The organism is Monashia sp. HAY1-5C, assembly GCF_056755255.1.
This window is the reverse complement of the sequence record NZ_JBPGXG010000068.1, coordinates 1-23,352: the sequence shown is the minus strand read 5'-3', so window position 1 is coordinate 23,352 and position 23,352 is coordinate 1. Positions and strand designations below refer to the sequence as shown.

The window sequence follows — 23,352 nt, the reverse complement described above, 5'->3', positions numbered from 1 at the left end:
GGTGAGGACGTGGAGCCGGGGGAGGTGCCCCGTCGGGTCGTGCGGCGTCATCGCGTCTCCTTGGTCCCTGCGCCGGCATGATCCGGATCAGGTGTGGACGGTCAGGGCCGCGTCAGCCCCCTCTCAGCCCGGTGCGCCGGACTCCCGTGAAGGACGTCGCCCACCCTAGCCACCCGGTCGAGCGCCCGCGGTGCGGGGTCTCGGGTGGTGGACACCGGCCGTAGGGCGCGGCGTTGACAGACTGCCCTTGGCGATGTGCAATATATCGCATGCCCATTCCGGCCGAGGTCGTGCCACCGCGGCCGTTGCTGCGCGACGACGTGCACCGGCGCCTGCGCGACGCGATCGTCGACGGCACGTTGACGCCAGGGGAACAGCTGCGCGACCAGGAGCTCGCCGCGTGGCTGGGGGTGAGTCGCACCCCGGTGCGCGAGGCCCTGCTGCGGCTGGCCCAGGCCGGGCTCGTGCACGCCGCGCCGGGCCGCTCGACGACCGTCGCCGGCCTCGACGCGCGCGCCATCCGGGACGCGCAGGCTGTCGTCGCGTCGATGCACCGGCTCGCCGTCGAGCTCGCGGTGCCGCAGCTGGGCGCGGCCGACCTCGAGGCGATGCGTGCTGCGAACGAGCTCTTCGCCGACGCCCTGAGCCGCGGCGACGCCGACGCCGCCGTCGCCGCCGACGACGCGTTCCACGCCGTCACGGTGCGCGCCGCCGCCAACGCAGCCGTCGAGAGCGTCCTCGACCAGTTCACACCGGTCCTGCGCCGGCTCGAGCGGCTGCGCTTCGGCTCGCTGTCCGGACGGGCCTCGGTGGCGCTCCACGACCGCATCGTCGAGCTCTGCGCCGCCGGCGACGCGAGCGCCGCGGGACAGGCGGCTCACGAGACCTGGGAGACGCTGCGCCCGCTCATCGAGAGCCTCGAGTCCGAGAACGACTGAGCGCCAGAGCCTTCCATCCCTCGCTCGCACACGCGTCCGAGAACGCCCGCACCGCAAGGAGACCCACCATGTCGATCCACGACTTCGAGCGCTACCCGCTGACCTTCGGGCCGAGCCCGGTGCACCGGCTCGACCGCCTCACCACCCACCTGGGTGGCGCCGAGGTGTGGGCCAAGCGCGAGGACGTCAACAGCGGCCTCGCCTTCGGGGGCAACAAGACCCGCAAGCTCGAGTACATCGTCCCCGACGTGCTTGCCAGTGGTGCCGACACCCTCGTGTCGATCGGCGGCTACCAGAGCAACCACACGCGACAGGTGGCCGCGGTCGCCGCAAAGCTCGGCCTCCGGTGTCGTCTCGTCCAGGAGAGGTGGGTCGACTGGGACGACCCCGTCAACGACACCGTCGGCAACATCCTCCTGTCGCGGATCATGGGAGCCGACGTCCGGCTCGACCCGCACGGCTTCGACATCGGCATCCGGCCCTCGTGGGAGGAGGCCGTCGCCGAGGTCGAGGCGGCGGGTGGCACGCCGTACGCGATCCCCGCCGGCGCGTCCGAGCACCGCCTCGGCGGGCTCGGCTTCGCCGGCTGGGCCTACGAGGTGGCCGAGCAGGAGCGGGAGCTCGGTGTCTTCTTCGACACCATCGTCGTCTGCACCGTCACCGGCTCGACGCACGCGGGCATGGTGGCGGGCTTCGCCGCGCTGGAGGACGCCGGTGGCCGCCCGCGCCGGGTCATCGGCATCGACGCCTCCGCGACGCTCGAGAAGACCCGGGACCAGGTCGCGCGGATCGCCCGGCACACGGCCTCGCTCATCGGCCTGGAACGCGAGCTGCGCGACGACGAGCTGACCGTCCTGGCGGGCTGGGCCGGTGACCTCTACGGCGTCCCCGTCGAGTCGACCGTCGAGGCGATCCGGCTCTCGGGCCGTCTCGAGGGGATGATCCTCGACCCGGTCTACGAGGGGAAGTCGATGGCCGGCCTCGTCGACCTCGTGACCTCGAGGGAGATCCCGTCCGGGTCGACCGTCCTCTACGCGCACCTCGGGGGACAGCCGGCCCTCAACGCCTACAGCGGCGTCTTCTCCTGACCCCCGCGCGGCGGCAAGTCCCACGTCGCGAAAGGCGTGCGTGGGACGCCGCCGGGCCGACCTACCCTTGGACCATGGAACGCACCATCGACCCCGCCGTCGTCGAGTACGTGACGCGGGTGGCCGAGGGCGCGCGTGTCGCGTCCCGCCGGCTCGCCCTCATGTCCCGCGCCGAGAAGGACGCCGCGCTGCTCGCGCTCGCGGACGCCGTCGACGCGGCCGCCCCGGCGATCGTCGCCGCCAACGCCGAGGACCTCGAGCGCGGTCGCGCGCAGGGCATGTCCGAGAGCCTCCAGGACCGCCTGCGCCTCGACGAGGAGCGGGTCGGCGCCGTGGCCCAGGCGCTGCGCGACGTCGCCGCGCTGCCGGACCCCGTCGGCGAGGTGGTCCGTGGCTCGACCCTCGCCAACGGGCTGCAGATCCGCCAGGTGCGGGTGCCGATGGGCGTCATCGGGATGATCTACGAGGCCCGGCCCAACGTCACCGTCGACGCCGCCGGGCTCGGCCTCAAGTCGGGCAACGCCGTCATCCTGCGCGGCGGGTCGGCCGCCGCCAGCAGCAACCACGCGCTCGTCGAGGCGCTGCGGGGCTCCCTTGCGGCCCAAGGCCTCCCGGCCGACGCCGTCAACCTCCTCGAGGAGGGCGGCCGCGACGCCGCGCGCGCTCTCATGACCGCCCGCGGCAAGATCGACCTCGTCATCCCGCGCGGCGGTGCCGACCTCATCCAGACCGTCGTCACCGAGTCGACGGTGCCGGTCATCGAGACCGGCGTCGGGGTGTGCCACGTCTTCGTCGACCGGGCGGCCGACCTCGACAAGGCCCGGGCCATCACCCTCAACGCCAAGACGCACCGGCCGAGCGTCTGCAACGCGGCCGAGTCGCTGCTCGTGCACCGGGACGTCGCCGCGGACTTCCTGCCCAAGACGCTGACCGACCTCGCCGGCGCCGGCGTGCGCCTGCACGTCGGACCCGAGGTGACCGACTACGCCGAGGCGGCCGGCGCGGCCTACGACCTCGCCACCGAGGCCGACTTCGGCACCGAGTGGCACGGCCTCGAGATGAGCGTCGCTGTCGTCGAGGACCTCGACGAGGCCATGGACCGCATCCGCCGGTACGGGACCGGGCACACCGAGGCGATCGTCACCGAGGACCGGGGCGCCGCGCGGCGCTTCACGGCCGAGGTCGACGCAGCCGCCGTCATGGTCAACGCGAGCACGCGGTTCACCGACGGCGGCGAGTTCGGGTTCGGCGCCGAGATCGGCATCTCGACGCAGAAGCTGCACGCACGCGGGCCGATGGCCCTGCCCGAGCTGACGACGACCAAGTGGGTCGTCGAGGGGGACGGGCACGTGCGCTGACGCGGGTCGCGACCGTCCGGTGACCGCGCCGCGGCGCGCGCCGGCGCTGATGGCATGATGTGCCGTCATGGAAGGCACCGAGGTCCGCAAGCTCGCCGAGCTCGAGGACGAGCACTGGTGGTACCGCGAGCGGCGCCACCTGCTCGCGCGGGCCATCTCCGGTCTGACCCCCGGACGCGCCATCGACATCGGTGCGGCCGGTGGCGGCAACACCCGCGTCCTTCGCCGACACGGTTGGGACGCAGTCGCGTTGGAGTACGGCGCCGACGGTGCCGAGGTGGCCCACGAACGCGGGCTGGCCACCCTGCGGGGGGACGCGACCAACCTGCCGCTCGCCGACGACTCGCTCGACCTCGTCGTCGCCTTCGACGTCCTGGAGCACCTGCACGACGACGACGCCGCCGTCGCCGAGGTCCGGCGCGTGCTGCGACCCGGCGGCACCTACCTCGTCGCCGTCCCGGCCGACCCGCGGCTGTGGTCGAGCCACGACGTCGCCGTCGACCACGTCCGCCGCTACACCCGCGAGGGTCTGCTCGACCTGCTGGACCGGGGCGGCTTCGACGTGGCCGACGTGCGGTCGTGGAACGTCCTGCTGCGACCGGTCGTCGCCATGCGCCGCCGCAACAGCTCCGGCTCGGACCTCGAGGACCTGCACCCCGTGGTCAACCTCGGGCTGCGCGCCATCATCACCGCCGAGCGGTACCTGCCGGTGGGCGGGCTGCCGGGCGTCAGCCTCCTCGTCCGGGCTCAGCCGCGCAGCTGACCCGCCTGGGCGGAGCTGCGGCCGTCGTCGACGGTCCGGACCGGCTCGGCGGCGCCCGCGGCGTGCTCGGCCGCCTCGGGGCCGCGGCCGACGATGTGGGCGTCGGTCGGCTGCGCCGGCAGGGGCGTGTCGGTCGGACCGTGACCGGCGGCGGAGGCCGTCATCGAGTCGTAGGCGATGAAGTAGGTCGGCCGGCTCTGCATCTGGGCGTACATCCGACCGATGTACTCGCCGAGGATGCCGACGCAGACCAGCTGCACGGCGCCGACGGCCGAGACGATGGCGACCGTCGAGGTCCAGCCGGCCACGGTGTGCCCCTGGGCGCGAGCCACCAGCGTGTAGATGAACAGCAGCACGGCGAGGACGGCACCGGCGAAGCCGGCGAAGGTCGCCACCCGCAGCGGGGCGGTGGAGAAGCCGGTCAGCGAGTCGAGCGACAGCTTGATCATCTTCATGAGCGGGTACTTCGAGTCACCCGCCGCGCGCTCCTCCCGCTTGTACTCGACGGTGTCGGACGGGAAGTTCAGCGCCGGGACGATGAAGCGCAGGACGCGGTTGTGCTCGGGCAGACCGTTGATGGCATCGACGGTGGCGCGCGACATGAGGCGGTAGTCCCCGGCGTCGGCGTGCGCGCTCGTGGGCGACATGACCTTGATGAGCCGGTAGAAGGACTGCGCCGACACGCGCTTGAACCACGTGTCCGTGGAGCGGTCGTTGCGCACGCCGTAGACGACGTCGACGCCGTCGTCCTTCGCCGCGGCGAGCATCTGGGGGATGATCTCCGGGGGGTCCTGCAGGTCGGCGTCGATCGTCACGACGTAGTCGCCACGGGCGCACACGAGCCCGGCCGAGATCGCGGCCTGGTGGCCCGCGTTCGCGCGCAGGCGCACGACGCGCAGCTGCGGCCACTCGCGGTGGTAGCGCTGCAGCAGCGCTGCGGTGAGGTCCTTGCTGCCGTCGTCGACCGCGACGACCTCGTACGGCGTGCCGAGACCGTCGAGGATCGGACGCAGCCGCTGGACGAGCAGGGGGAGCACCTCCTCCTCGTTGTACATCGGGATGACGACGGACAGCTCGGGAACCATGCGAACAAGGGTACGGCCGCGGATGGGTGCTCCCTGTCACGCCGCTGTGCGCCGGCTGTCGCGCTCGGGCGGATGCGGCACTAGCGTGCGCGGGGTGATGCGCCCGACCGGTGCCCCCGGCAGCGAGAGCGGGCCCGACGGGCCGGCGGGCTCCGGCCTGCCGCCCGGCGGGCTGGCCCCGGGCACCCCGGTCGCGGCCCGCTTCACCAAGTGGGGTGGGGGGCCACACTGGCAGTGGACCGGCCGCTACATCGGCGCCGACGAGCACGGGCACTGGTGGTACGCACCGCCCGGCACCCGCTGCGTGCGGCCCGGCATGGACCTCCACGAGCCGTACGACTGGGTCTCCCTGGCCCCGAGGGGCCGCGGCTGGGCCGCGGGCTTCTACCCGGTCGAGAGGGACGTCGTCGTCTACGTCGACATGACGACGACGGCACGCTGGCAGCGCCGGGACCCGGCCCTGGACCACTGGGGCGAGGACGGTCCCGAGTGGGAGGTGACGATGGTCGACCTCGACCTCGACGTCGTCCTCACCCGCGAGGGGCACCTCTTCGTCGAGGACGAGGACGAGTTCGACGAGCACCGGGTCGCCCTCGGCTACCCGCCCGAGGTCGTGAGGCTCGCCGAGGCGAGCCGCGACGCCGTGCTCGCAGCCGTCGGCCGTGGGGACGAGCCCTTCGGGTCCGTCGGCCACGCGTGGTTGCGCCGCGCCCGGACGATAGGCTGGCCCCATGTCTGATCGTGTCCTCGCCCTGGCCGCCGAGACGGAGGAGGCCACCCGCGAGCTTCCCATGCCGGTGATCGCCTACTTCATCATCGCCTTCACGCTGTTCCTCGTCGCCCTCGGCGTGACGTGGAGCTTCCGCAACACCGCCTACAAGGTGGGCCAGAGCCGCCAGCGCCAGCACGGCTCCCACGGCACGCCCGTCGACCCGAACGGACCGCACCACTGAGCATGCGCCTCGGCGTCATGGGTGGCACGTTCGACCCGATCCACCACGGCCACCTCGTCGCCGCCAGCGAGGTCCAGTCCCTCTTCGGTCTCGACGAGGTCGTCTTCGTCCCCACGGGGCAGCCCTGGCAGAAGGCCGACAAGGACGTCTCACCCGCCGAGGACCGCTACCTCATGACCGTCATCGCGACGGCGAGCAACCCCCGCTTCACCGTGAGCCGCGTCGACATCGACCGGCCCGGGCCGACGTACACGATCGACACCCTGCGCGACATCGCCGTCGAGCGACCGGACGACGAGCTGTTCTTCATCACCGGAGCCGACGCGCTCGCCGAGATCCTGTCGTGGAAGGACTCGGAGTCCCTCTGGGCACTCGCCCACTTCATCGGCGTGACCCGCCCCGGCCACGAGCTGTCCGACTCCGGCCTGCCCGAGGACCGGGTCACGCTCCAGGAGGTGCCGGCCATGGCCATCAGCTCCACCGACTGCCGCGCGCGCGTGGCCGCGGGCGAGCCGGTCTGGTACCTCGTGCCGGACGGCGTCGTCCAGTACATCAACAAGTACCGGCTCTATGCCGCGCAGACCGACCCCGTCGGTGCACCACAAGGAGACCAGTGACCGCAGCAGACCGTTCGCTCCAGCTCGCCAAGGCGGCCGCGGCCGCGGCCGAGGAGAAGATCGCCGAGAAGGTCGTCGCGATCGACGTCAGCGAGCAGATGCCGCTCACCGACGTCTTCGTCATCGCCTCGGCCGCCTCGGAGCGCCAGGTGGGCGCCATCGTCGACGAGGTCGAGGACCGCCTGCGCGAGCTCGGCAGCAAGCCGGTGCGCCGCGAGGGGGAGCGCGAGGGCCGCTGGGTCCTCATCGACTTCGGCGACATCATCGTGCACGTGCAGCACGAGGAGGAGCGCGAGTACTACGCCCTCGAGCGGCTCTGGAAGGACTGCCCCGAGATCGACCTGACGCGCGTCGACGCGCCGGCCCGGCCCGGGGACGACGCCGCGTCCGACGACGAGGCGTGAGCGCCGCAGCGCCGGGCCGCCCGCGCCCGCGCCGCATCGTCCTGGTCCGGCACGCCGAGACGGTCGACAACGCCGCCCGCATCTGGCAGGGGCACAAGGACACCCCGCTGTCGGAGCGGGGGCTGGCCCAGGTGCGGGCCGCCGCGCCGCACCTGGCGGCGTACGAGCCGGCGCTCGTCGTCTCGAGCGACCTCCAGCGCGCCGCGTCGACGGCTGCGGCGATCGCCGCGCTGACCGGGCGCACCGTCCGGCTCGACGAGCGGCTCCGCGAGGTCCACGTCGGGCAGTGGCAGGGCCTGCACGCCGACGAGGTGCGCGAACGCTTCCCCGAGGTCGTCGCCGCGTTGGACCGCGGGGAGGACGCCCCGCGCGGGGTCACGGGTGAGACGCGGGCCGACGTCGCCGCGCGCGCCGGTGCCGCGCTCCGCGAGGTGGCCGAGCAGCTGCGACCCGGCGAGACGGCCGTCGTCGTGGCGCACGGGGTGTCCGCGCGGGTCGCGGCGAGCGACCTCGTGGGCCTGGACCAGGACGTCGCCGACGCCGTGTTCCGGGGGCTCGACAACTGTCACTGGATCGAGCTCGTCGAGGTCGCCAAGAGCTTCTCGGAGCGTTCCCGGTGGCGGATCGGCGGCTGGAACCTCGGCCCCTGGACCGTCTGACCGGGTCGGCTGCGGACCCGGCCGGACCCGGTCCGGCGGTCCGTCACCGGATTTGGGATCGGGCCGAGGAACCCGCTATGGTTACGCAGTCGCCTCACGGAGACGACACCCGAAAGGGGCTGTGGCGCAGCTGGTAGCGCACCTCCATGGCATGGAGGGGGTCAGGGGTTCGAGTCCCCTCAGCTCCACACATCCAGAAGGACCGGACACGCTTGTCGTCCGGTCCTTCTGCATGTCCGAAGGACGCGAGGAACTCGGCGGGAGGCGGAGCGAAGCGAGCCGACGGCTCAGCGGCGCGGGCGGGTCGTGACGACGCGGACGGTGTCGGTGCGCCAGTCGGCCACCGAGCCGGTCCGGGCGGGCGTCGCCCGGCGGGTCCGGACGCTGCGCAGGACACCGTCGAGCGAGGTGCCCGGGTCGTTCGTGCCGGGGGCCACGGACGCGTCGAGCCCTCGCACGGTCGGGGCGGCCCCGGCCATGCCGGTCACCGGCACGGCGGCGACGTCGAGCTCGTCCTGCTCGAGGGTGCGGGGGTCGAACTCGAGGGTGCTGGTGACGAGCATCAGCACGTCGGTCACCGACACCGTGCCGGCCTCCCACAGGGCGTCGGACACCTGGCCGAGCAGGTCCACCGCCGTCGACTCGCCGGGGCCCAGGGCCACCGAACCAGCCGGGAAGGCGTCGGTGAAGATGCCGTAGGTCTCGGTGAGGTCGAGCAGTGCCGCCCACAGCGGGCCACCGGTCGTGTTCGTCAGCGTGACGGTGAACCGCGGTGGGCCCTGGGGCCCGTAACCGACCTCGAGGGTCCCACCTGCGCCGGCGGCCGTGGACGGGAGCGGGGAGCCCGGCGTCGTCACGGCGATCCGGACGGCGTCGGCGGGCAGGTGGGTCGCCGGGTTGGTCAGCCCGGACAGGCGCAGCCAGCGAGCCACGTGCTCGAGTGCTGCCACGGTGCGCTGTTCCCGGCCGGTGCCCGCGACGACGGGCACGAGCGGACGGGGCACGCCGGGCCGGGTGATGACGAAGCCCCCCGGCGTGGACTCGACGACGAGCCCGGGGGAGTCGGCTCCCGGCTCGCCGGGGTCGACGAGGTCGACGAGCGTGTGGTCGGCCTCCTCCGCGGCTCGTCGCAGCGCCGCGGTGCCGGCGTCGTCGCCCATGACGCGAACCGTCAAGGGCCGCAGGGGGATCGACGTGACGACGGCCCGGTACACGAATGCGTCGTCGAGGACCGGGTCGACGCGCACGATGCTCCGGTCCGGCAGCACCCGCGTCACGGTGGCGACAGCGAGGGGCGCGCCCGAGGTCTGCCCGCTCAGGGGGTACACCGCGAGCTCGGTCGTGTCGTCGCCGATGGGTTCGGGCACCCCGTGCACGGCCCCGGAGTCGATCGACCACCCGTCCGGCAGGTGGCTCAGGGTCAGCGGTCGTGGCGTCGCCGGCAACGCGCCACCGAGGAAGGGCCGGTCCAGGTCCGCGGCGTCGGTGCTCTCGAGCTGCGGGTGCTGGTCGGCGACGCGGCCGAGGACCTCGGCCGTGACAGCCCGCATCACGTCGCGGTACGACGGGCAGCCGTCCGAGCCGAGCAGGACGGTCTCCAGGGCCGCGGACAGGACCCCGCGCTGTCGCCCGAGAACCGTGACCTCGCGGGCCTTCTCCGAGGAGCGGCACGCGGCGAGCAGGACGTGCCGGGCAGCCGGCGTCGCCCAGCGCGGGACCGCCCGGGTGCCACGGGTGAGGGCCCCGGCGCCCGCCTGCGCGACGAGGCCCGCCTGCGCGACGAGGCCCGCCTGCGCGACGACGCCCGGCAGGAAGGACGACGCGGGCCGCGGGCGGCGGTCCTGGGGCGCCAGCCGGACGACCTCGTCGACCTCACGCGTGCCGCCGCCGGAGTGGCAGCAGTCGAGGACGACGAGCAGGTGGCATCCCGACGCGGCCACGCCCGCAGCCAGCGTCGCCACCTCCTTGTCGGCCAGGTCCCAGCCACCCTCGGACCGGCTGTCGACGCAGACGATCGTCTCGTTGCGACGGTCCGGTTCGACCGGCCACAGCTCCGGTGGCGTGTCCTGCTGGGAGCCGTGGCCGCTGAAGTAGAAGAGCGCCGTGTCGTCGGGCCCCGCACGGCCGAGGTGCTCGGTGAAGGCGGTGGTCACGCGCGCGCGGGTGGCCTCCGCGTCGGTGAGCACGAGCAGGTCGAGGACCTCGGGACCGACCCGACGGCGCAGCACGTCGGCGAAGACCGTGACGTCGTTGACGCAGCCCTGCAGCGCCGGGACGGGCGAGGTGTAGGCGTCGACCCCGACGAGGAGGGCGTGCAGGCGGCCGGGCACGCTCACCCCGAGTCGCCGAGGGCGAGGGTCTGCCACGTGCCGGGGTGGTTCTGGTTGGCGCGTGAGCGGCTCGAGTTGCTGCTCAGCATCGTCCGCAGTGCCCAGTCCGGACCGGAGCCGCGGGCGTCGCTGACGTCGAGGTTGAAGGCCAGCACCTCGCCGCGTCCCGGTGGCACGGACCGCCCGATCTCCGACCACGGCACCCGTGCCTCGAGCTCGTAGCCGGTCCTGCCGACGCGGGCGACGACGTCGATGCGGGGACGGCGTGCGCCGGTGGGGAACACGACCTGGCCCTTCGAGGTCGTGCCGACGACGTTGACCGCGGCCGCGGCGCCCCGGTCGCCGTCGTCGAGCAGGCCCATCACGACGTGGAAGTCCTTGCCCCTGCGCAGTGGAGCCGACGCCGAGAGGGCCCGCGGGTCGGGGCCGATCTCGAAGGAGACGGCGTCGCCGCGCCACCACTGGCTCGGCTGGCCCGCGAGGACGGCGGTGTGGGTCGGGTCGGTGACGAGGGCGTGCAGGAACAGGGCGTCCTTGTCCCACAAGGCCTGCCACCTCACCGACAGGCCGTTGACCGGCACCCGCGCGAAGTCGGGGATCGGGGTCGTCACCTCGTGGTCCGTCACGGAGCGCCAGTCGTCGAAGGAGCCGTCGATGACCGGCGCGACCGGCGCGCAACCGATGGTCAGCTCGGTCGGACGCGGGTCGACCGAGCTCGAGCCGCACGCCGCGGCGACGAGCGGGTCGGCCTTCTGGAGCAGGGAGGGCAGGGTGCGCCAGGCGACGACGCCGAGGACGACGAGGATCGTGAGCACGCCCAGGCGCACCCAGCTGCCGATGCCGTGGCTCCGGTTCCCTTTCCGGTGTTGCGGTTCCGAGTGCACGGGCCCCCGCGGCTGCGGTCTCGGCAGCGGTGTCGTCGACGGCTTCGGCAGCGTCTGCGGCTGCCCTCCCGGGAGCGTGTCCTCGGCGCCGTGCGGGAACGTCTGCGGTCGCGGGTCCGGGCCGACGGACGCCCCCGGACGCGTCGACCCGTCACCCGCGCCGGCGGGGCGCACGCGCTCGATGAGCTCGGTGACGTCGGCGTAGTCCGGCCGCTCGGCGGCGATCTGCTCGAGCATCGGCAGGGCCGTCGTCCTGTCCTCCGCGGCGATCGCCCCCTGCGCGGCCGTGTAGAGCGAGGCGAGTCGGGCGTCGCGCGCTCGCGGGTCGTCGGGCGAGTCGCTGGTGCCCCGCTGTCCGTGGGGCCGGCCCCCGACGAAGGCGAACGGCTGCTCGGAGCCCGAGCGCAGCAGCACGGCCGTGCCCCACTCGGCGGCCTCGTCGGACACCGCCATCGCCTTGCGCACCTCGCACATCGCAGCGTCGATGCCGAGACCGCGAGTGAGGAACCAGTAGAACTCGTGGCTGAACACGAGCGCCGCGCGGTCGGAGATCTCCGTCTGCATCGCCACGACCGCGGGCAGACCCTGGCGCACGAGGGCCTGCCCGACGCCGGAGAACGCGTCGCGGCCGGACGTCCGTGCACCCTCGCACGCGTTGAGGACGGCCAGCTGCAGGGTCCGGGCGTCGTGCAGGAGCGTTCCGAGACGGGCCCCGCTGACCCGGTGGGCCGTCCCGTCCTCGTTCTCGAGCGCGAGGACGCCCTCCTGGGCTCCGTCGTCGAAGCCGCCGTGCCCGATGAAGTGGAAGACGTGGTAGTCGTCGAGCAGGGCCCGCTGCAGCGCCGTCAACGTCGCGTCCTCGACGACGACGATCTCGAGCAGGCCGGCGGCGACGAGGTCTCCCGTCGTCGCCTGCAGCAGCTGCTTCTCGCGGTCGACGGCGAGCGGCTCGAGGTCCGAGGGGCTGCTGACCATGACGAGCACCCGCAGCGGCGGCTCCACCGTCACGACGGGCGGCCGGTCGAGCGCGTCGAGCAGCCGCACCACGGGCGTCTCCTGGGACAGCGCGACGAACCGTTCGAGGTCCGCGTCGTAGAGGTACTCCCAGGGCACGGGGTCGAGGTCGGGCACCGCGTCGAGGCGTAGTCGCAGCCGCAGGCTCCGCCCCTGCGAGGTCGCGGTGGCGAGGCTGCCGCGGAAGGCCCGGCCGACGTCGCCACCGAGCAGCGCCTCGGCCAGCCGGCGCCCGTAGTCGCGCACGTCGACGACGCGCGACTCCGCGGGGACGAGGCGGCGGGACGTGACGCGAGGGGGCCCGACGGCGACCATGAAGCGGGCCAGGTCGGCGGCGCCGAACGGCAGGACGAAAGGCGTGGACGCCTGCCCCGCAGGGGAGTCGAGCACGTGCACCGCGTATCCCTGGCCCTCGCGGGTCAGGGCGACGTCGAAGTCGAGGTAGTCGCCGCTCATGGCTGGTCCCAGGTGGTCGAACCGAACCGTCACCTCACGGTAGTGCGAGGGCGGTGTCCTGATACACGGTTCGGGCCAGGCTGCCACCGGGCGGGCCCAGTCGCCGGTCGCCGGTCGCCTACCATGGGACCCGAGCGCGTCGACCGCGCTGCGGACGAGGGAGCCGTACCCGCACAGCGACAAGACGGCCGGATCGGAAACGCCGTGCACTGGCTCGTCCTCGTCCTGTCCGGAGGCCTCGAGGCCGTCTGGGCCACCGCGCTCGCCGCGTCCGACGGCTTCCGGCGGCCCCGCGCCACAGCGCTTTTCGCCGTCTCGCTCGTGGTGAGCATGGCCGGTCTCGCATGGGCGATGACCGGCCTGCCCGCGGGGACCGCCTACGCGGTGTGGGTCGGCATCGGGGCCGTCGGCACCATCGTCCTCGCCGTGGGCCGCGGGACCGAACGGCTCGGCACGCCCCGGGCCGTCCTGCTCGTCGTGCTCGTCGGCTGCATCGTCGGCCTCAAGGCGGTGGCGTGATGCCGTGGGCCGTACTCCTTTCCAGCGCCCTCCTCGAGGCCGTGTGGGCCTCCGCGCTCGCCGCGTCCGAGGGGCTGACGCGTCCGGTACCGGCCCTCGTCTTCCTCGCCGCCGGGGTCATGAGCATGGTGGGTCTGGCGCGCGCGGCGCGCTCCATCCCCATCGGCACGGCCTACGCGGTGTGGACCGGGGTCGGGGCCGCGTTGACCGTCACGTGGGCGATGCTCTTCGGCGGCGAGGCCTTCTCCGTCGCCAAGGTGCTGCTCCTCGCCGGCGTCGTGGCGGCCGTCATCGGCCTCAAGGTCGTCGGCTCGCCGGTGCGGCGTCCGCCCGGTGGGGGCACCGCCGGGTGAGCCGCCGGTCCCCGGGCAGGGTGCGGATCGTTGCTCCCGGTTCAGGCGGTTTTCGACCCGATTGCCCCTCTTCGCCGCGATGATGAGGGCAGTGCTCGCGGCACGGGGCCGGGGGCAGCACCGAAGGAGCCCCCACGTGCCCAAGCGCAAGTCCTGGTCGCTCGCCCTCGTCACGTCGCTGACGCTCACCCTCGGCGTCGGCGCCGGGGTCGCCACCGCGGCGCCGACCGCAGCGGTTCCGGCGACGGGCGCCGCAGCGGCGTCGAGCACCACGTTCGTCGCCGACAACGGCTACTCCTACGACCTCGTCCACGGGACGACCGACGACCCCCGGGCCGCCGCCCTGCTCGCGCGGGCCCGGGCCTTCCTGCCGGCGGACTGGCAGGCGCGCCGCCAGGCGACGGTGGCCCGACTCGGCGTCGAGATGTCCGCGCCGCGCGAGGCCCTCGAACGAGCCATCGACCCGACCCAGTACCAGTGCGCACCCACGCACCTCGACGCCTACGTGGACGGTCTGCTCGCCCACGTCGACTTCGCCGACCTCTTCTTCCTCGCGACCACGGGCGCGCTGGACCTGCCGACCTACGACGCGATCCTCTTCGGGTCCTCGGGCGACGACCGGTACGCGCTGCAGCGCGACTATCGCAACGAGCTGACCCGCTCGTTCCGCGCCGCCCAGTCCTTCTGGGACACCGACGGGTCCGACATCCAGCTCATGGCGATGCACGGTGCCGTCATGCGCGACGAGACGCGCATGACGCGCACCCTGGCCGTGCTCTACGGCGCTCCGGAGTCAGCGGTGGCCGGCCTCGCCTCGCTCATCCGCGAGGTCGTCGCGGGCGACCCCGGTCTGCAGGACGGCGAGAGCCCGCTGTTCACCCTCAACGCCTTCGCGTTCAGTGCAGCGGGCGAGACCGACCCCGCCTTCGCCGGCCTGCCCGACAAGCTGGTCTTCGGCGACGGCATCCTCGCCGCCCTCGGGGCCATCGGCGTCGGTGACGTCGGCCCCCGGGCCGTGCTGGGCCACGAGTACGCCCACCACGTCCAGTACGACAAGGGCCTGTTCGCCTCGCCGCTCACGGGGCCCGAGGCCACGCGTCGCACCGAGCTCATGGCCGACGCCTTCGGCACCTACTTCGTGACCCACAAGCGGGGTCTGGCCCTCAACGCGGCCCGCGTGCTGGAGGCCGAGCAGTCGTTCTACGAGGTCGGCGACTGCAGCTTCACCAGCGCCGGCCACCACGGCACGCCGAACCAGCGGCTGCGGGCCTCGACGTGGGGTTGGTCCGTCGCCGACGACGCCCAGAAGCAGGGGCAGGTCCTGCCCTCGCTCACCCTCGACGCCCGGTTCGAGGCGGTCCTGCCCGAGCTCGTCGCCCCCGACGCCTGACGGGGGCGCCCGATGCCCGAGACCCGCGGTGCCCTCGTCGATCCTCGACGAGGGCACCGTTCGCACTAGGGTTCGGGCCATGGGTTCCTGGTGGCTGGAGGCGATCGGCTGGATCGGCTCGGCCGTGCTCGTCTGGTCGCTGCTGCAGACCCAGCTGCACCGCCTGCGGCTCATCAACCTCGTCGGCTGTGTCGTCCTCATCGGCTACAACACCGCCAACCACGTGTGGCCGATGGTCGGGCTCAACGTCGTCCTCGCCGTCATCAACGTCTACCACCTGACGCGCATGGCCCGGGACAAGCACGACCCCGCCGCGTACGAGGTGCTCGAGGTCGCCGGTGACGACACCTACCTACGCCACGTCCTCCGGGTGCACGAGGGCGACATCCGGCAGTTCAACCCCGACTTCGTCCACGACCCCTTCTCCGGGGACGTGTGCTACCTCGTCCTCAAGGGCGACGAGACCGTCGGGGCGGTCCTCGTCCGCGACGCCGGGCACGGTACGGCGCAGCTGCTCCTCGACTGGGTGACACCACGGCACCGCGACCTCTCGCCCGGGGAGTTCGTCCTCGGCGGCGACGGGCCGCTGCGGCACCGCGGGTTCCGCCGGTTCCTGCCCCCTCCCGACATGGTCGAGCCGTACTACGCAGGCCTGGGCCTGCGCCGCGACGGCGACGCCTACGTCCTCTGACGCGTCGGGCCGGCGAGGCGTCGGGCCGGCGACGCGTCGGCCGGGTGGCCGGTCAGCTCAGAGCACGCGTTGGCACTTCGCCATGAAGCGGTCCGGGTCGACGACCGCGCGGTGCACCTCGCCGAAGGCGATCTCCTCGCCGTCGGCGTCCTTGGCGCTGAGGTGGCAGACGAGCCGACGGCCGTCGTTGATCGGCTCGGCGCACATGATGGTGATCTCGGAGCCGACGGCGCTGCCCTTGACGTGCTCGATGACGATCTTCGTGCCGACCGTGGTGTGGTCCGGGTCGATGCTCTGCCGGCACACCTGGAAGGCGGCGTTCTCGCACCACGTGGCGAGACGCGGTGTCGCCAGCACCTCGAGGTCTCCGCTGCCGACCGTGGCGGCGGTGTCGTCGGGGGTGACCGTGTGTTGGAACTTGCGCATCGGCATTGGAAGAGTCTGGCAGACAACCGTGAGGACGCCGACTCCTGCCCGCCGGCCGTGCGCGCGGGGCGTGCGCGACGGGCGTATCTGGCGATCCTGCGTGTCGGAGCCCGGCGGCACGGCGAGGCTGGGAGTGTTGGCCTCGTGACCACCCACCTCTGGGTCCTGTCGGTGGCCCTCGGCGTCGCGGCGCTCATCAACTGGGGTGCCGTGCTGCGAGGTGAGTACGTCGTCGAGCGGCTGACCAAGCCTCTGGTCGTGCTGCTCCTCGGTGGTCTCGCGTGGTCCCTGCACTGGGAGGGGGCGGCCCCCGGGTCACCGACCCTGCTGCCGGTGCTCGTCGCGCTGGGGTTCAGCCTCGTCGGTGACGTCGCCCTGCTCACGGCGACCGAGACGCGGTTCCTCATCGGCGTCGGCGCCTTCTTCGCCGTGCACGTCGCCTACGTCTGGGCGATCCTCGAGACGCCGACCCGGCCGGGGGTCCCGTGGTGGCTGGTCGCCGCGGTGCCGGGTGCCGTGCTGCTGCACCGGCTCTTCGGCCGCGACATCGTGCGCGGGTCGGGGCCGCAGCGTGGGCCGGTCTTCGTCTACCAGCTCGCCCTCATCGCGCTGCTGCTCGTCGCGGCCTGGAAGGGCGACTGGCTCGTGCTGCTGGGCTGCCTCGTCTTCGTCGTCAGCGACACGGTGCTCGGTCACGACCGGTTCGTCCACGAACGACGCTGGGCCCCGCTCGTCGTCATCGTCACCTACCACGTCGCCCAGGTGCTCATCGTCGTCGGCCTCTTCCGCTGACCCGCTGTCGCCGCGGGCGCCCGGACCCACGGGCCGGTCGCGTCGGCGGGGGGAGGGCCTGCTGCGCTAACCTTGGGCCATGGCTGGTCTGCTCCTCCTTGCGCAGCCGCGTTGAGCAACGTCGGGGTCACCCGACATCAACGCGGCTTCCCCTCCTGTGCGAGGGGTTTTCTTTTGCCCCGGCGACCAGCGACGAGAGAGAAGACATGAGCCAGGCCAGCGAGAACCAGACGTCAGAGCGCCCGCAGACCGACGACACGCCGCACCGGTACACCGCGGCCATGGCCCGCGACATCGAGGTCGCGTGGCAGGACCGCTGGGAGGAGGAGGGCACGTTCGCCGCGCCCAACCCCGCGGGCCCGTGGGCCGAGCCGGACAAGGTGGCCGCGCTCGGGCGCAAGCTCGTCGTCCTCGACATGTTCCCGTACCCGAGCGGCGTCGGGCTGCACGTCGGCCACCCCTTGGGCTACATCGCGACCGACGTCTACAGCCGGTACCACCGGATGCAGGGCCGCAACGTCCTCCACGCGCTGGGCTATGACGCCTTCGGCCTGCCGGCCGAGCAGTACGCCGTCCAGACCGGCCAGCACCCTCGGAAGACCACCGAGGAGAACATGGCGAACATGAGGCGCCAGCTGCGACGCCTCGGGCTGGGCTTCGACAACCGGCGCACCTTCGCGACGATCGACGAGGACTACTACAAGTGGACCCAGTGGATCTTCCTGCAGATCTGGGACGCCTGGTACGACCCCGACGCCCTGCGCGAGGACGGCGGACGGGGCAAGGCGCGTCCCATCGCCGAGCTCGTCGCGCAGTTCGAGTCCGGTGAGCGCGCGGTCCTGACCCGGGACGGCAGGCCCTGGGCCGAGCTGACCGCGGCCGAGCAGGCCACGGTGCTCGAGGGCTTCCGCCTGGCCTACCAGTCCGAGGCGCCGGTCAACTGGTGCCCCGGCCTCGGCACCGTGCTCTCCAACGAGGAGGTCACCAACGAGGGCCGGTCCGAGCGGGGCAACTTCCCGGTCTTCAAGCGCAACCTCTCGCAGTGGATGATGCGCATCACCTCCTACGCCGACCGCCTCGCCGACGACCTCGACGCCGTCGACTGGCCGGAGAACGTCAAGCGCCTGCAGCGCAACTGGATCGGGCGCTCGCAGGGTGCGCGGGTCACGTTCCCGGTCGTGACCACCGCCGGCGAGCAGAGCGGCATCGAGGTCTTCACGACGCGTCCGGACACGATCTTCGGCGCGACCTTCATGGTCGTGGCGCCGGAGCACCCGCTCGTCGACGCGCTCGTCCCGGACGGCCCGTGGCCGGAGGGCACGAAGGACGGTTGGCGCGGCGACGACGCCGACGCCTCCGCCACGCCCGCATCGGCGGTGGCTGCCTACCGCCTCGCCGCCTCGCGCAAGGGCGAGGTCGAGCGCCAGACCGAGGGCCGTGACAAGACCGGCGTCTTCACCGGGTCGTGGGCCACGAACCCCGTGACGGGGCAACGTGTTCCGGTCTTCGTCGCCGACTACGTCCTGATGGGCTACGGCACCGGCGCGATCATGGCCGTGCCGGGGCAGGACACCCGCGACTGGGAGTTCGCGGAGCGGTTCGACATCCCGATCGTCCGCACCGTGCAACCGACAGAGGGCCACCCCGACGACGAGCCGTTCCTCGGCGACGGCGTCGCGGTCAACTCGAGCAACGAGCGGGTCAGTCTCGACGGACTGCACGTCGCCGAGGCCAAGGAGCGCATCATCGCGTTCCTCGAGGAGGCCGGCATCGGCCACGGCACCGTCAACTACCGCATCCGTGACTGGCTCTTCAGCCGCCAGCGCTACTGGGGCGAGCCCTTCCCGATCATGTACGACGCCGACGGCGTCGCCCACCCGGTGCCCCAGGACGAGCTCCCGCTGACCCTGCCGGACGTGCCGGACTACTCCCCGAAGACGTTCGACCCCGACGACGCGTCGAGCAGCCCCGAGCCTCCGCTGTCACGGGTGCCCGAGTGGGTCAACGTCGAGGTCGACCTCGGCGACGGCCGGGGCACCCGCGCGTTCCGTCGTGAGACCAACACGATGCCCAACTGGGCCGGGTCGTGCTGGTACTACCTGCGCTACCTCGACCCGGCGAACCACGACGCGTTCGTCGACCCGGCCAACGAGGAGTACTGGCTGGCCCGTCACGACGAGACGGTCGACGGCGCGCCCGCCGGGACCCGCGACCCCGGCGGCGTCGACCTCTACGTCGGCGGCGTCGAGCACGCCGTCCTGCACCTGCTCTACGCCCGGTTCTGGCACAAGGTCCTCTTCGACCTGGGTCACGTGCGCAGCGAGGAGCCGTTCCGGAAGTACTTCTCGCAGGGCTACATCCAGGCCTACGCCTACACCGACAGCCGCGGGCAGTACGTGCCGGCGGCCGAGGTCGAAGAGCACGCGGGCGGGCACGGCGAGGAGCCGACCTTCACGTGGGAGGGCAGGCCGGTCAACCGCGAGTACGGCAAGATCGGCAAGTCGCTGAAGAACTCCGTCAGCCCCGACGAGATGTATGACGCGTTCGGCGCCGACACCTTCCGCGTCTACGAGATGTCGATGGGTCCGCTCGAGCTGAGCAAGCCGTGGGAGATCCGCGCCGTCGTCGGCTCACAGCGGTTCCTCCAGCGTCTGTGGCGCAACGTCGTCGACGAGGCGACGGGGCAGGTCCGGGTCGCTGACGTCGAGCCCGACCAAGCGCTGACCACCCAGCTGCACCAGACGATCGCCGGGGTCCGCGAGGACTTCGAGGGACTGCGCTTCAACACCGCCATCGCCAAGCTCATCGAGCTGAACAACGCCGTGACGAAGCTGGACGTGCCGCCCCGTGACGTCGTCGAGGCGCTCGTCCTCATGGTCTCCCCGATCGCCCCGCACATCGCCGAGGAGATGTGGGCGCGGCTCGGCCACGAGGGCGGTGTCGCCTTCGCCCCGTTCCCCGAGAGCGACCCGGCCAAGATCGTGCAGGAGCACGTGACCTGCGTCGTGCAGATCAGGGGCAAGGTGCGAGACCGGCTCGAGGTGAGCCCCGGCATCACCGAGGACGCCCTGCGCGAGCTGGTCCTCGCCCGGCCCAAGGTGCAGGCCGCCATCGAGAACGGGGTGCGCACCGTCATCGTGCGAGCCCCCAAGCTCGTCAACGTCGTCCCGGCCTGAGGCGCTCGACCCGCGCCTGACCGCGTCTGACGACCGAGGCACCGGGCGCGTCCCCGACGGACGCGCCCGGTGCCGGTACGTTGGGGCCACCTCGGGACCGGCGGAAGGAGCGACGTGACCACCCGCATCGTCACCGACTCGACCGCCTACCTGCCGGCTGCGGACGTCGAGCGGCACGGCATCGAGGTCGTGCCCCTGCACGTCGTCGTCGGTGGTCGTGACCACATCGAGGGCCACGACGTCAGCTCGCACGAGGTGGCCGCAGCCCTGCGCGAGTACACCATCGTCACGACCTCGCGCCCGACGCCCCAGGTGTTCGCCGAGACCTACGGGCGGCTCGCCGCCGAGGGCGCCGACGCCGTCGTGTCGGTCCACCTGTCCTCGCAGATGTCGGGGACCGTCGAGGCGGCGCGCCGATCCCCGTGGAGGTCCTCGACAGCGAGACGATCGGGATGGCCATGGGGTTCGCCGTCGTCGCGGGGGCCGAGGCCGCGCGGGAGGGCGCCGACGCCTCCGCCGTCGTCGCCGCGGTCCGGGCGCGGCTCGAACCGTCCGGCGTCCTCTTCTACGTCGACACGCTCGAGCACCTGCGCCGCGGCGGACGCATCGGCGCCGCGTCGGCGTTGCTCGGCTCTGCGCTCGCGATCAAGCCGATCCTCGCCGTCCGCGGGGGCCGGATCGTGCCGGTGGAGAAGGTGCGCACGTCGGCCCGCGCAGTGGCGCGGATCGAGGCGATGGTCCTCGAGCACGTCCGGGCCGGCGGGCACGTGGTCGACCTCGCGGTGCACCACCTCGACGCTGCCGAGCGGGCCGAGCAGATCGCCGAGCACCTGCGGTCGCAGGTTCCCGGCTCGCCCCGGGTGCTCGTCGTCGAGCTCGGCGCGGTCGTTGGCGCGCACGTGGGTCCCGGGACCGTGGCCATCGCGGTGTCGCCACGGCCCGGCGAGGTGCTCACCGAGGAGGAGGGGGGCACCCGGCCGTGACCGCAGGTTCGGCGCTCGCCTGGGCCGGAGGGGTGGTCGCCGCCTTCCTCGTCGGCTCCCTCAACCCCGCCACCGGCCTCGCACGTCTCCTCGGCAAGGACCTCGCGACGGCGGGCTCGGGCAACCCCGGGGCGACGAACGCCGGGCGCGTCCTCGGCCGGAAGTGGGGGGTCCTCGTCGGCGTCCTCGACGTCCTCAAGGGCCTCGTGCCGGCCGTCGCGGCCGGCCACCTCCTCGGAGCCCACGCCGCCTACGCCGTCGGGGTCGCCGCGGTGCTCGGTCACATCTGGTCGCCGTTCCTGCGCGGGCGCGGCGGCAAGGGCGTGGCCACGACGCTGGGCGCGCTGCTCGGGGTGCACCCCTGGGTGGCGCTCGTCGTCGTGCTCGTCTTCGCGGTGGCGCTGACCCTGACCCGGTGGGTGGCCGCCGGCTCGATCTTCGGTGCCCTGTCGATGATCGTCGTCGCCGTCCTGGTCCGGACCGGCCACGCGCCCGGTGACGGGTGGACGGTCGCGTGGCTCACCGCCGTCGCGCTGCTCGTGCTGTGGCGCCACCGCAACAACGTCCTCGGCTGGTGGCGCCAGCGACGCCTCGAGCACGTCGACCACCCCGAGCAGCGGCCGGAGGGCGAGCCGAGGAGCCGGCCGGCGGACGAAGTATGACCGAATTGCCGGTTGCGTGACTCAGATTCCTTGCAGGAAAACGGGTTTCGCTGTGAAAAGCCAGAGAGCCGAATAGCGTGGACAGGTCCACAGGGGTCATTCGACGGCCCGTGCGGCCGTCGTTCCGCAAGGAGCTGGGATGGCCGGATTGTCGCGGCGCAGGCGACTCGTCGTGGGGCAGGGCTCGCAGGGCCCTTTCCGCGGCAGCATGGCCGCACTGGACCTTGCGACCGACCTCGATGACGCCGGCTGGCTTCCCCGGGGTCGCGGTCTATGGCAGCTCGCCCGCCGTGGACCCGAGCCGGAATTCCGTCTACATCGCGACCGGCACCAACTACGACGTACCGCAGGCGACGCTCGACTGCGTCGCCAACGCGACGAGCGACGCGGGGCGGGCAGCCTGCCTCCCCGGGGACGACGACTTCGACTCGATCGTCGCACTCGACATGACGACCGGTGCCGTCAAGTGGGCGACGCGGGCGCTGCCCTTCGACGCATGGACCGTGGGGTGCGTTCCCGTTCTTCGGTGACGGCGTCAACTGCCCGCAGCCGCCAGGACCCGACTACGACTTCGGCCAGGCCCCTGCCCTGTTCACCTTGACCAGCGGCCCGGCCAAGGGCCGGCAGTTGCTCGGTGCAGGCCAGAAGAGCGGCAGTACTGGGCGCTGGACCCTGGCAGCGGGGCCGTCGTCTGGGTGACTCAGGCCGGACCCGTGCGCTGAGCCGGCGACCGTCCGCCCCGGCCCGTCGAGCCGGGGCGGAGGCCGGTCAGAAGACGATGGTGCGGCGTCCGGACAGGAAGACGCGCGACTCCGCGTGGTCCCGGACCGCACGCGACAGGACGCGGCGCTCGACGTCTCGGCCGATGGCCACGAGCCGCTCGGGCGACTCCGCGTGCGTGACGCGCACGACGTCCTGTTCGATGATCGGCCCCTCGTCCAGGTCGGCCGTCACGTAGTGCGCCGAGGCGCCGATCAGCTTGACGCCGCGGTCGTGCGCCTGGTGGTAGGGCTTGGCGCCCTTGAACCCCGGCAGGAACGAGTGGTGGATGTTGATGGCCCGGCCCTCGAGCGCGCGGCACAGGCCGTCGCTGAGGATCTGCATGTACCGCGCGAGGACGACGAGCCCCACGCCGTCGGCCTCGACCATCCGCAGCAGCTCGGCCTCGGCCTCGGCCTTGGTGTCGGGGGTCACCGGGATGACGGTGAACGGCAGTCCGTAGTACTCGACGAGCCCGCGGCAGTCCTCGTGGTTGGACACGACGCCGACGATGTCGATGGGCAGGTCGCCGGACTTCCAGCGGTGGAGCAGGTCGAGGAGGCAGTGGTCGAACCTGCTGACGAGGATGATCGTGCGGCAGCGCTCGGCCTCGGGGCGGACGGCCAGGTGCTGGGAGACGACGGCGGGGCTCTCGCGGATGGCCGCCAGGACGCTCTCGACGTCGGAGGCGTCGGCGTCGAAGACGGTGCGCATGAAGAAGAGGTTGGTGTCCTCGTCGGAGAACTGCTGGTTCTCGACGATGTTCGCACCCCGCGCGAGCAGCGCCGTCGAGACGGCCGCGACGATGCCGGGACGGTCCTCACAGGTCAGGGTCATGATGTGCCGGGCCATTGGAGCAGTCTGGACCACCGCGCAGCCGACGCGGCAATCGGCACGCCCGACGTCTCGGCACGTGGCGTGCCGCTCGTCCACATCCCCCGCGCCGGCGAGGCGTCGTCCCCAGCCCCGCGTCGGGGCGACGCCGCGGACGGCCGCGTCCTCCTAGCGTGCCGTCATGCCTCGCAGCCCCTACCGTCCCGCCGACCTGGCCC

The 23,352-nt window shown here is 72.8% G+C and carries 23 protein-coding genes, 1 tRNA gene, 1 pseudogene and 2 riboswitches; of the genes and pseudogenes, 20 read left to right on the top strand and 5 right to left on the bottom strand.

Features of this window, described 5'->3' with window-relative positions; genetic code table 11:
* Positions 1–46 precede the first annotated feature (46 nt).
* A riboswitch (TPP riboswitch) is annotated at positions 47–158 on the bottom strand.
* Positions 159–269: 111 nt separating this feature from the next.
* The 4 genes from ACR9ZK_RS11990 (at position 270) to ACR9ZK_RS11975 (ending at position 4,147) form a co-directional block, all read left to right on the top strand.
* A complete protein-coding gene (locus tag ACR9ZK_RS11990; protein WP_481342145.1) occupies positions 270–938 on the top strand; it encodes a GntR family transcriptional regulator in 669 nt (222 codons plus the stop codon).
* Positions 939–1,006: 68 nt separating this feature from the next.
* Positions 1,007–2,026 (top strand): 1-aminocyclopropane-1-carboxylate deaminase, encoded by a 1,020-nt coding sequence (locus ACR9ZK_RS11985; RefSeq protein WP_481342144.1) that lies wholly within the window; start codon positions 1,007–1,009, stop codon positions 2,024–2,026.
* Positions 2,027–2,100: 74 nt separating this feature from the next.
* A complete protein-coding gene (locus ACR9ZK_RS11980; RefSeq protein WP_481342142.1) occupies positions 2,101–3,384 on the top strand; it encodes a glutamate-5-semialdehyde dehydrogenase in 1,284 nt (427 codons plus the stop codon).
* 67 nt (positions 3,385–3,451) lie between these two features.
* Positions 3,452–4,147 carry a class I SAM-dependent methyltransferase gene (locus ACR9ZK_RS11975; RefSeq protein ID WP_481342141.1) on the top strand — a complete coding sequence of 232 codons (696 nt, stop codon included), beginning with the start codon at positions 3,452–3,454 and terminating at the stop codon, positions 4,145–4,147.
* On the opposite strand, the gene ACR9ZK_RS11970 is transcribed toward ACR9ZK_RS11975, so the two are convergent.
* Entirely contained in the window at positions 4,132–5,232 is a 1,101-nt protein-coding gene (locus ACR9ZK_RS11970; protein WP_481342140.1) for a glycosyltransferase family 2 protein, read from the bottom strand. The two genes, ACR9ZK_RS11975 and ACR9ZK_RS11970, sit on opposite strands and share 16 nt — an antisense overlap.
* Positions 5,233–5,329: 97 nt before the next feature.
* Between ACR9ZK_RS11970 and ACR9ZK_RS11965 the strand changes: the two genes are divergently transcribed.
* The 6 genes from ACR9ZK_RS11965 to ACR9ZK_RS11940 all read left to right on the top strand — a co-directional run bounded on the left by ACR9ZK_RS11965 (position 5,330) and on the right by ACR9ZK_RS11940 (position 8,053).
* Positions 5,330–5,971 (top strand): DUF402 domain-containing protein, encoded by a 642-nt coding sequence (locus ACR9ZK_RS11965; protein WP_481342146.1) that lies wholly within the window; start codon positions 5,330–5,332, stop codon positions 5,969–5,971.
* A complete protein-coding gene (locus ACR9ZK_RS11960) occupies positions 5,964–6,185 on the top strand; it encodes a transposase domain-containing protein (protein ID WP_481342139.1) in 222 nt (73 codons plus the stop codon). Before ACR9ZK_RS11965 ends, ACR9ZK_RS11960 begins: the two co-directional genes overlap by 8 nt.
* A 2-nt stretch (positions 6,186–6,187) precedes the next feature.
* Positions 6,188–6,802 (top strand): nicotinate-nucleotide adenylyltransferase, encoded by a 615-nt coding sequence (nadD, locus tag ACR9ZK_RS11955; RefSeq protein WP_481342138.1) that lies wholly within the window; start codon positions 6,188–6,190, stop codon positions 6,800–6,802.
* Positions 6,799–7,206, top strand: a complete 408-nt coding sequence (gene rsfS / locus ACR9ZK_RS11950) for a ribosome silencing factor (RefSeq protein WP_481342137.1) — start codon at positions 6,799–6,801, stop codon at positions 7,204–7,206. Before nadD ends, rsfS begins: the two co-directional genes overlap by 4 nt.
* On the top strand, positions 7,203–7,865 hold the full coding sequence (locus ACR9ZK_RS11945; RefSeq protein WP_481342136.1) for a histidine phosphatase family protein: 663 nt from the start codon (positions 7,203–7,205) through the stop codon (positions 7,863–7,865). The genes rsfS and ACR9ZK_RS11945 overlap by 4 nt, the downstream gene beginning before the upstream one ends.
* Before the next feature lie 115 nt (positions 7,866–7,980).
* A tRNA-Ala gene (locus tag ACR9ZK_RS11940) sits at positions 7,981–8,053 on the top strand.
* Between the two features lie 99 nt (positions 8,054–8,152).
* Here ACR9ZK_RS11940 and ACR9ZK_RS11935 read toward each other — a convergent pair.
* Complete coding sequence (locus tag ACR9ZK_RS11935) at positions 8,153–10,201, bottom strand: caspase family protein (protein WP_481342135.1); 2,049 nt, start codon at positions 10,199–10,201, stop codon at positions 8,153–8,155.
* Complete coding sequence (locus ACR9ZK_RS11930) at positions 10,198–12,549, bottom strand: CHAT domain-containing protein (RefSeq protein ID WP_481342134.1); 2,352 nt, start codon at positions 12,547–12,549, stop codon at positions 10,198–10,200. The genes ACR9ZK_RS11935 and ACR9ZK_RS11930 overlap by 4 nt, the downstream gene beginning before the upstream one ends.
* A 129-nt stretch (positions 12,550–12,678) precedes the next feature.
* A riboswitch (guanidine-III (ykkC-III) riboswitch) is annotated at positions 12,679–12,743 on the top strand.
* Between the two features lie 10 nt (positions 12,744–12,753).
* Here ACR9ZK_RS11930 and ACR9ZK_RS11925 point away from each other — a divergent pair.
* The 4 genes from ACR9ZK_RS11925 to ACR9ZK_RS11910 all read left to right on the top strand — a co-directional run bounded on the left by ACR9ZK_RS11925 (position 12,754) and on the right by ACR9ZK_RS11910 (position 15,502).
* Positions 12,754–13,068: a DMT family transporter gene (locus ACR9ZK_RS11925; RefSeq protein WP_481342133.1), complete on the top strand. Its 315-nt coding sequence runs from the start codon at positions 12,754–12,756 to the stop codon at positions 13,066–13,068.
* The gene (locus tag ACR9ZK_RS11920; protein ID WP_481342132.1) at positions 13,068–13,421 is read left to right on the top strand and encodes a DMT family transporter; all 354 of its coding nucleotides are present in this window, start codon (positions 13,068–13,070) and stop codon (positions 13,419–13,421) included. The genes ACR9ZK_RS11925 and ACR9ZK_RS11920 overlap by 1 nt, the downstream gene beginning before the upstream one ends.
* A 136-nt stretch (positions 13,422–13,557) precedes the next feature.
* Positions 13,558–14,811 (top strand): neutral zinc metallopeptidase, encoded by a 1,254-nt coding sequence (locus ACR9ZK_RS11915; RefSeq protein WP_481342131.1) that lies wholly within the window; start codon positions 13,558–13,560, stop codon positions 14,809–14,811.
* 79 nt (positions 14,812–14,890) lie between these two features.
* Positions 14,891–15,502: a hypothetical protein gene (locus tag ACR9ZK_RS11910; RefSeq protein WP_481342130.1), complete on the top strand. Its 612-nt coding sequence runs from the start codon at positions 14,891–14,893 to the stop codon at positions 15,500–15,502.
* 57 nt (positions 15,503–15,559) lie between these two features.
* On the opposite strand, the gene ACR9ZK_RS11905 is transcribed toward ACR9ZK_RS11910, so the two are convergent.
* Positions 15,560–15,934, bottom strand: a complete 375-nt coding sequence (locus tag ACR9ZK_RS11905; RefSeq protein WP_481342129.1) for a thioesterase family protein — start codon at positions 15,932–15,934, stop codon at positions 15,560–15,562.
* A 138-nt stretch (positions 15,935–16,072) separates the two neighbouring features.
* On the opposite strand from ACR9ZK_RS11905, the gene ACR9ZK_RS11900 reads away from it, so the two are divergent.
* The 6 genes and pseudogenes from ACR9ZK_RS11900 to ACR9ZK_RS11875 all read left to right on the top strand — a co-directional run bounded on the left by ACR9ZK_RS11900 (position 16,073) and on the right by ACR9ZK_RS11875 (position 22,071).
* On the top strand, positions 16,073–16,720 hold the full coding sequence (locus ACR9ZK_RS11900; RefSeq protein ID WP_481342128.1) for a lysoplasmalogenase: 648 nt from the start codon (positions 16,073–16,075) through the stop codon (positions 16,718–16,720).
* Positions 16,721–16,926: 206 nt separating this feature from the next.
* Positions 16,927–19,896 carry a class I tRNA ligase family protein gene (locus tag ACR9ZK_RS11895; RefSeq protein ID WP_481342127.1) on the top strand — a complete coding sequence of 990 codons (2,970 nt, stop codon included), beginning with the start codon at positions 16,927–16,929 and terminating at the stop codon, positions 19,894–19,896.
* A 69-nt stretch (positions 19,897–19,965) separates the two neighbouring features.
* Positions 19,966–20,250 (top strand): annotated as a pseudogene (locus ACR9ZK_RS11890) (DegV family protein); the annotation flags it as partial.
* Between the two features lie 68 nt (positions 20,251–20,318).
* On the top strand, positions 20,319–20,879 hold the full coding sequence (locus ACR9ZK_RS11885) for a DegV family protein (RefSeq protein WP_481342126.1): 561 nt from the start codon (positions 20,319–20,321) through the stop codon (positions 20,877–20,879).
* Positions 20,876–21,541 carry a glycerol-3-phosphate 1-O-acyltransferase PlsY gene (gene plsY / locus ACR9ZK_RS11880; RefSeq protein WP_481342125.1) on the top strand — a complete coding sequence of 222 codons (666 nt, stop codon included), beginning with the start codon at positions 20,876–20,878 and terminating at the stop codon, positions 21,539–21,541. The genes ACR9ZK_RS11885 and plsY overlap by 4 nt, the downstream gene beginning before the upstream one ends.
* A gap of 239 nt (positions 21,542–21,780) precedes the next feature.
* A complete protein-coding gene (locus ACR9ZK_RS11875) occupies positions 21,781–22,071 on the top strand; it encodes a hypothetical protein (RefSeq protein ID WP_481342124.1) in 291 nt (96 codons plus the stop codon).
* 238 nt (positions 22,072–22,309) lie between these two features.
* Here the strand turns inward: ACR9ZK_RS11875 and purU are convergent, their stop codons facing one another.
* On the bottom strand, positions 22,310–23,152 hold the full coding sequence (gene purU / locus ACR9ZK_RS11870; protein ID WP_481342123.1) for a formyltetrahydrofolate deformylase: 843 nt from the start codon (positions 23,150–23,152) through the stop codon (positions 22,310–22,312).
* Positions 23,153–23,352 lie beyond the last annotated feature (200 nt).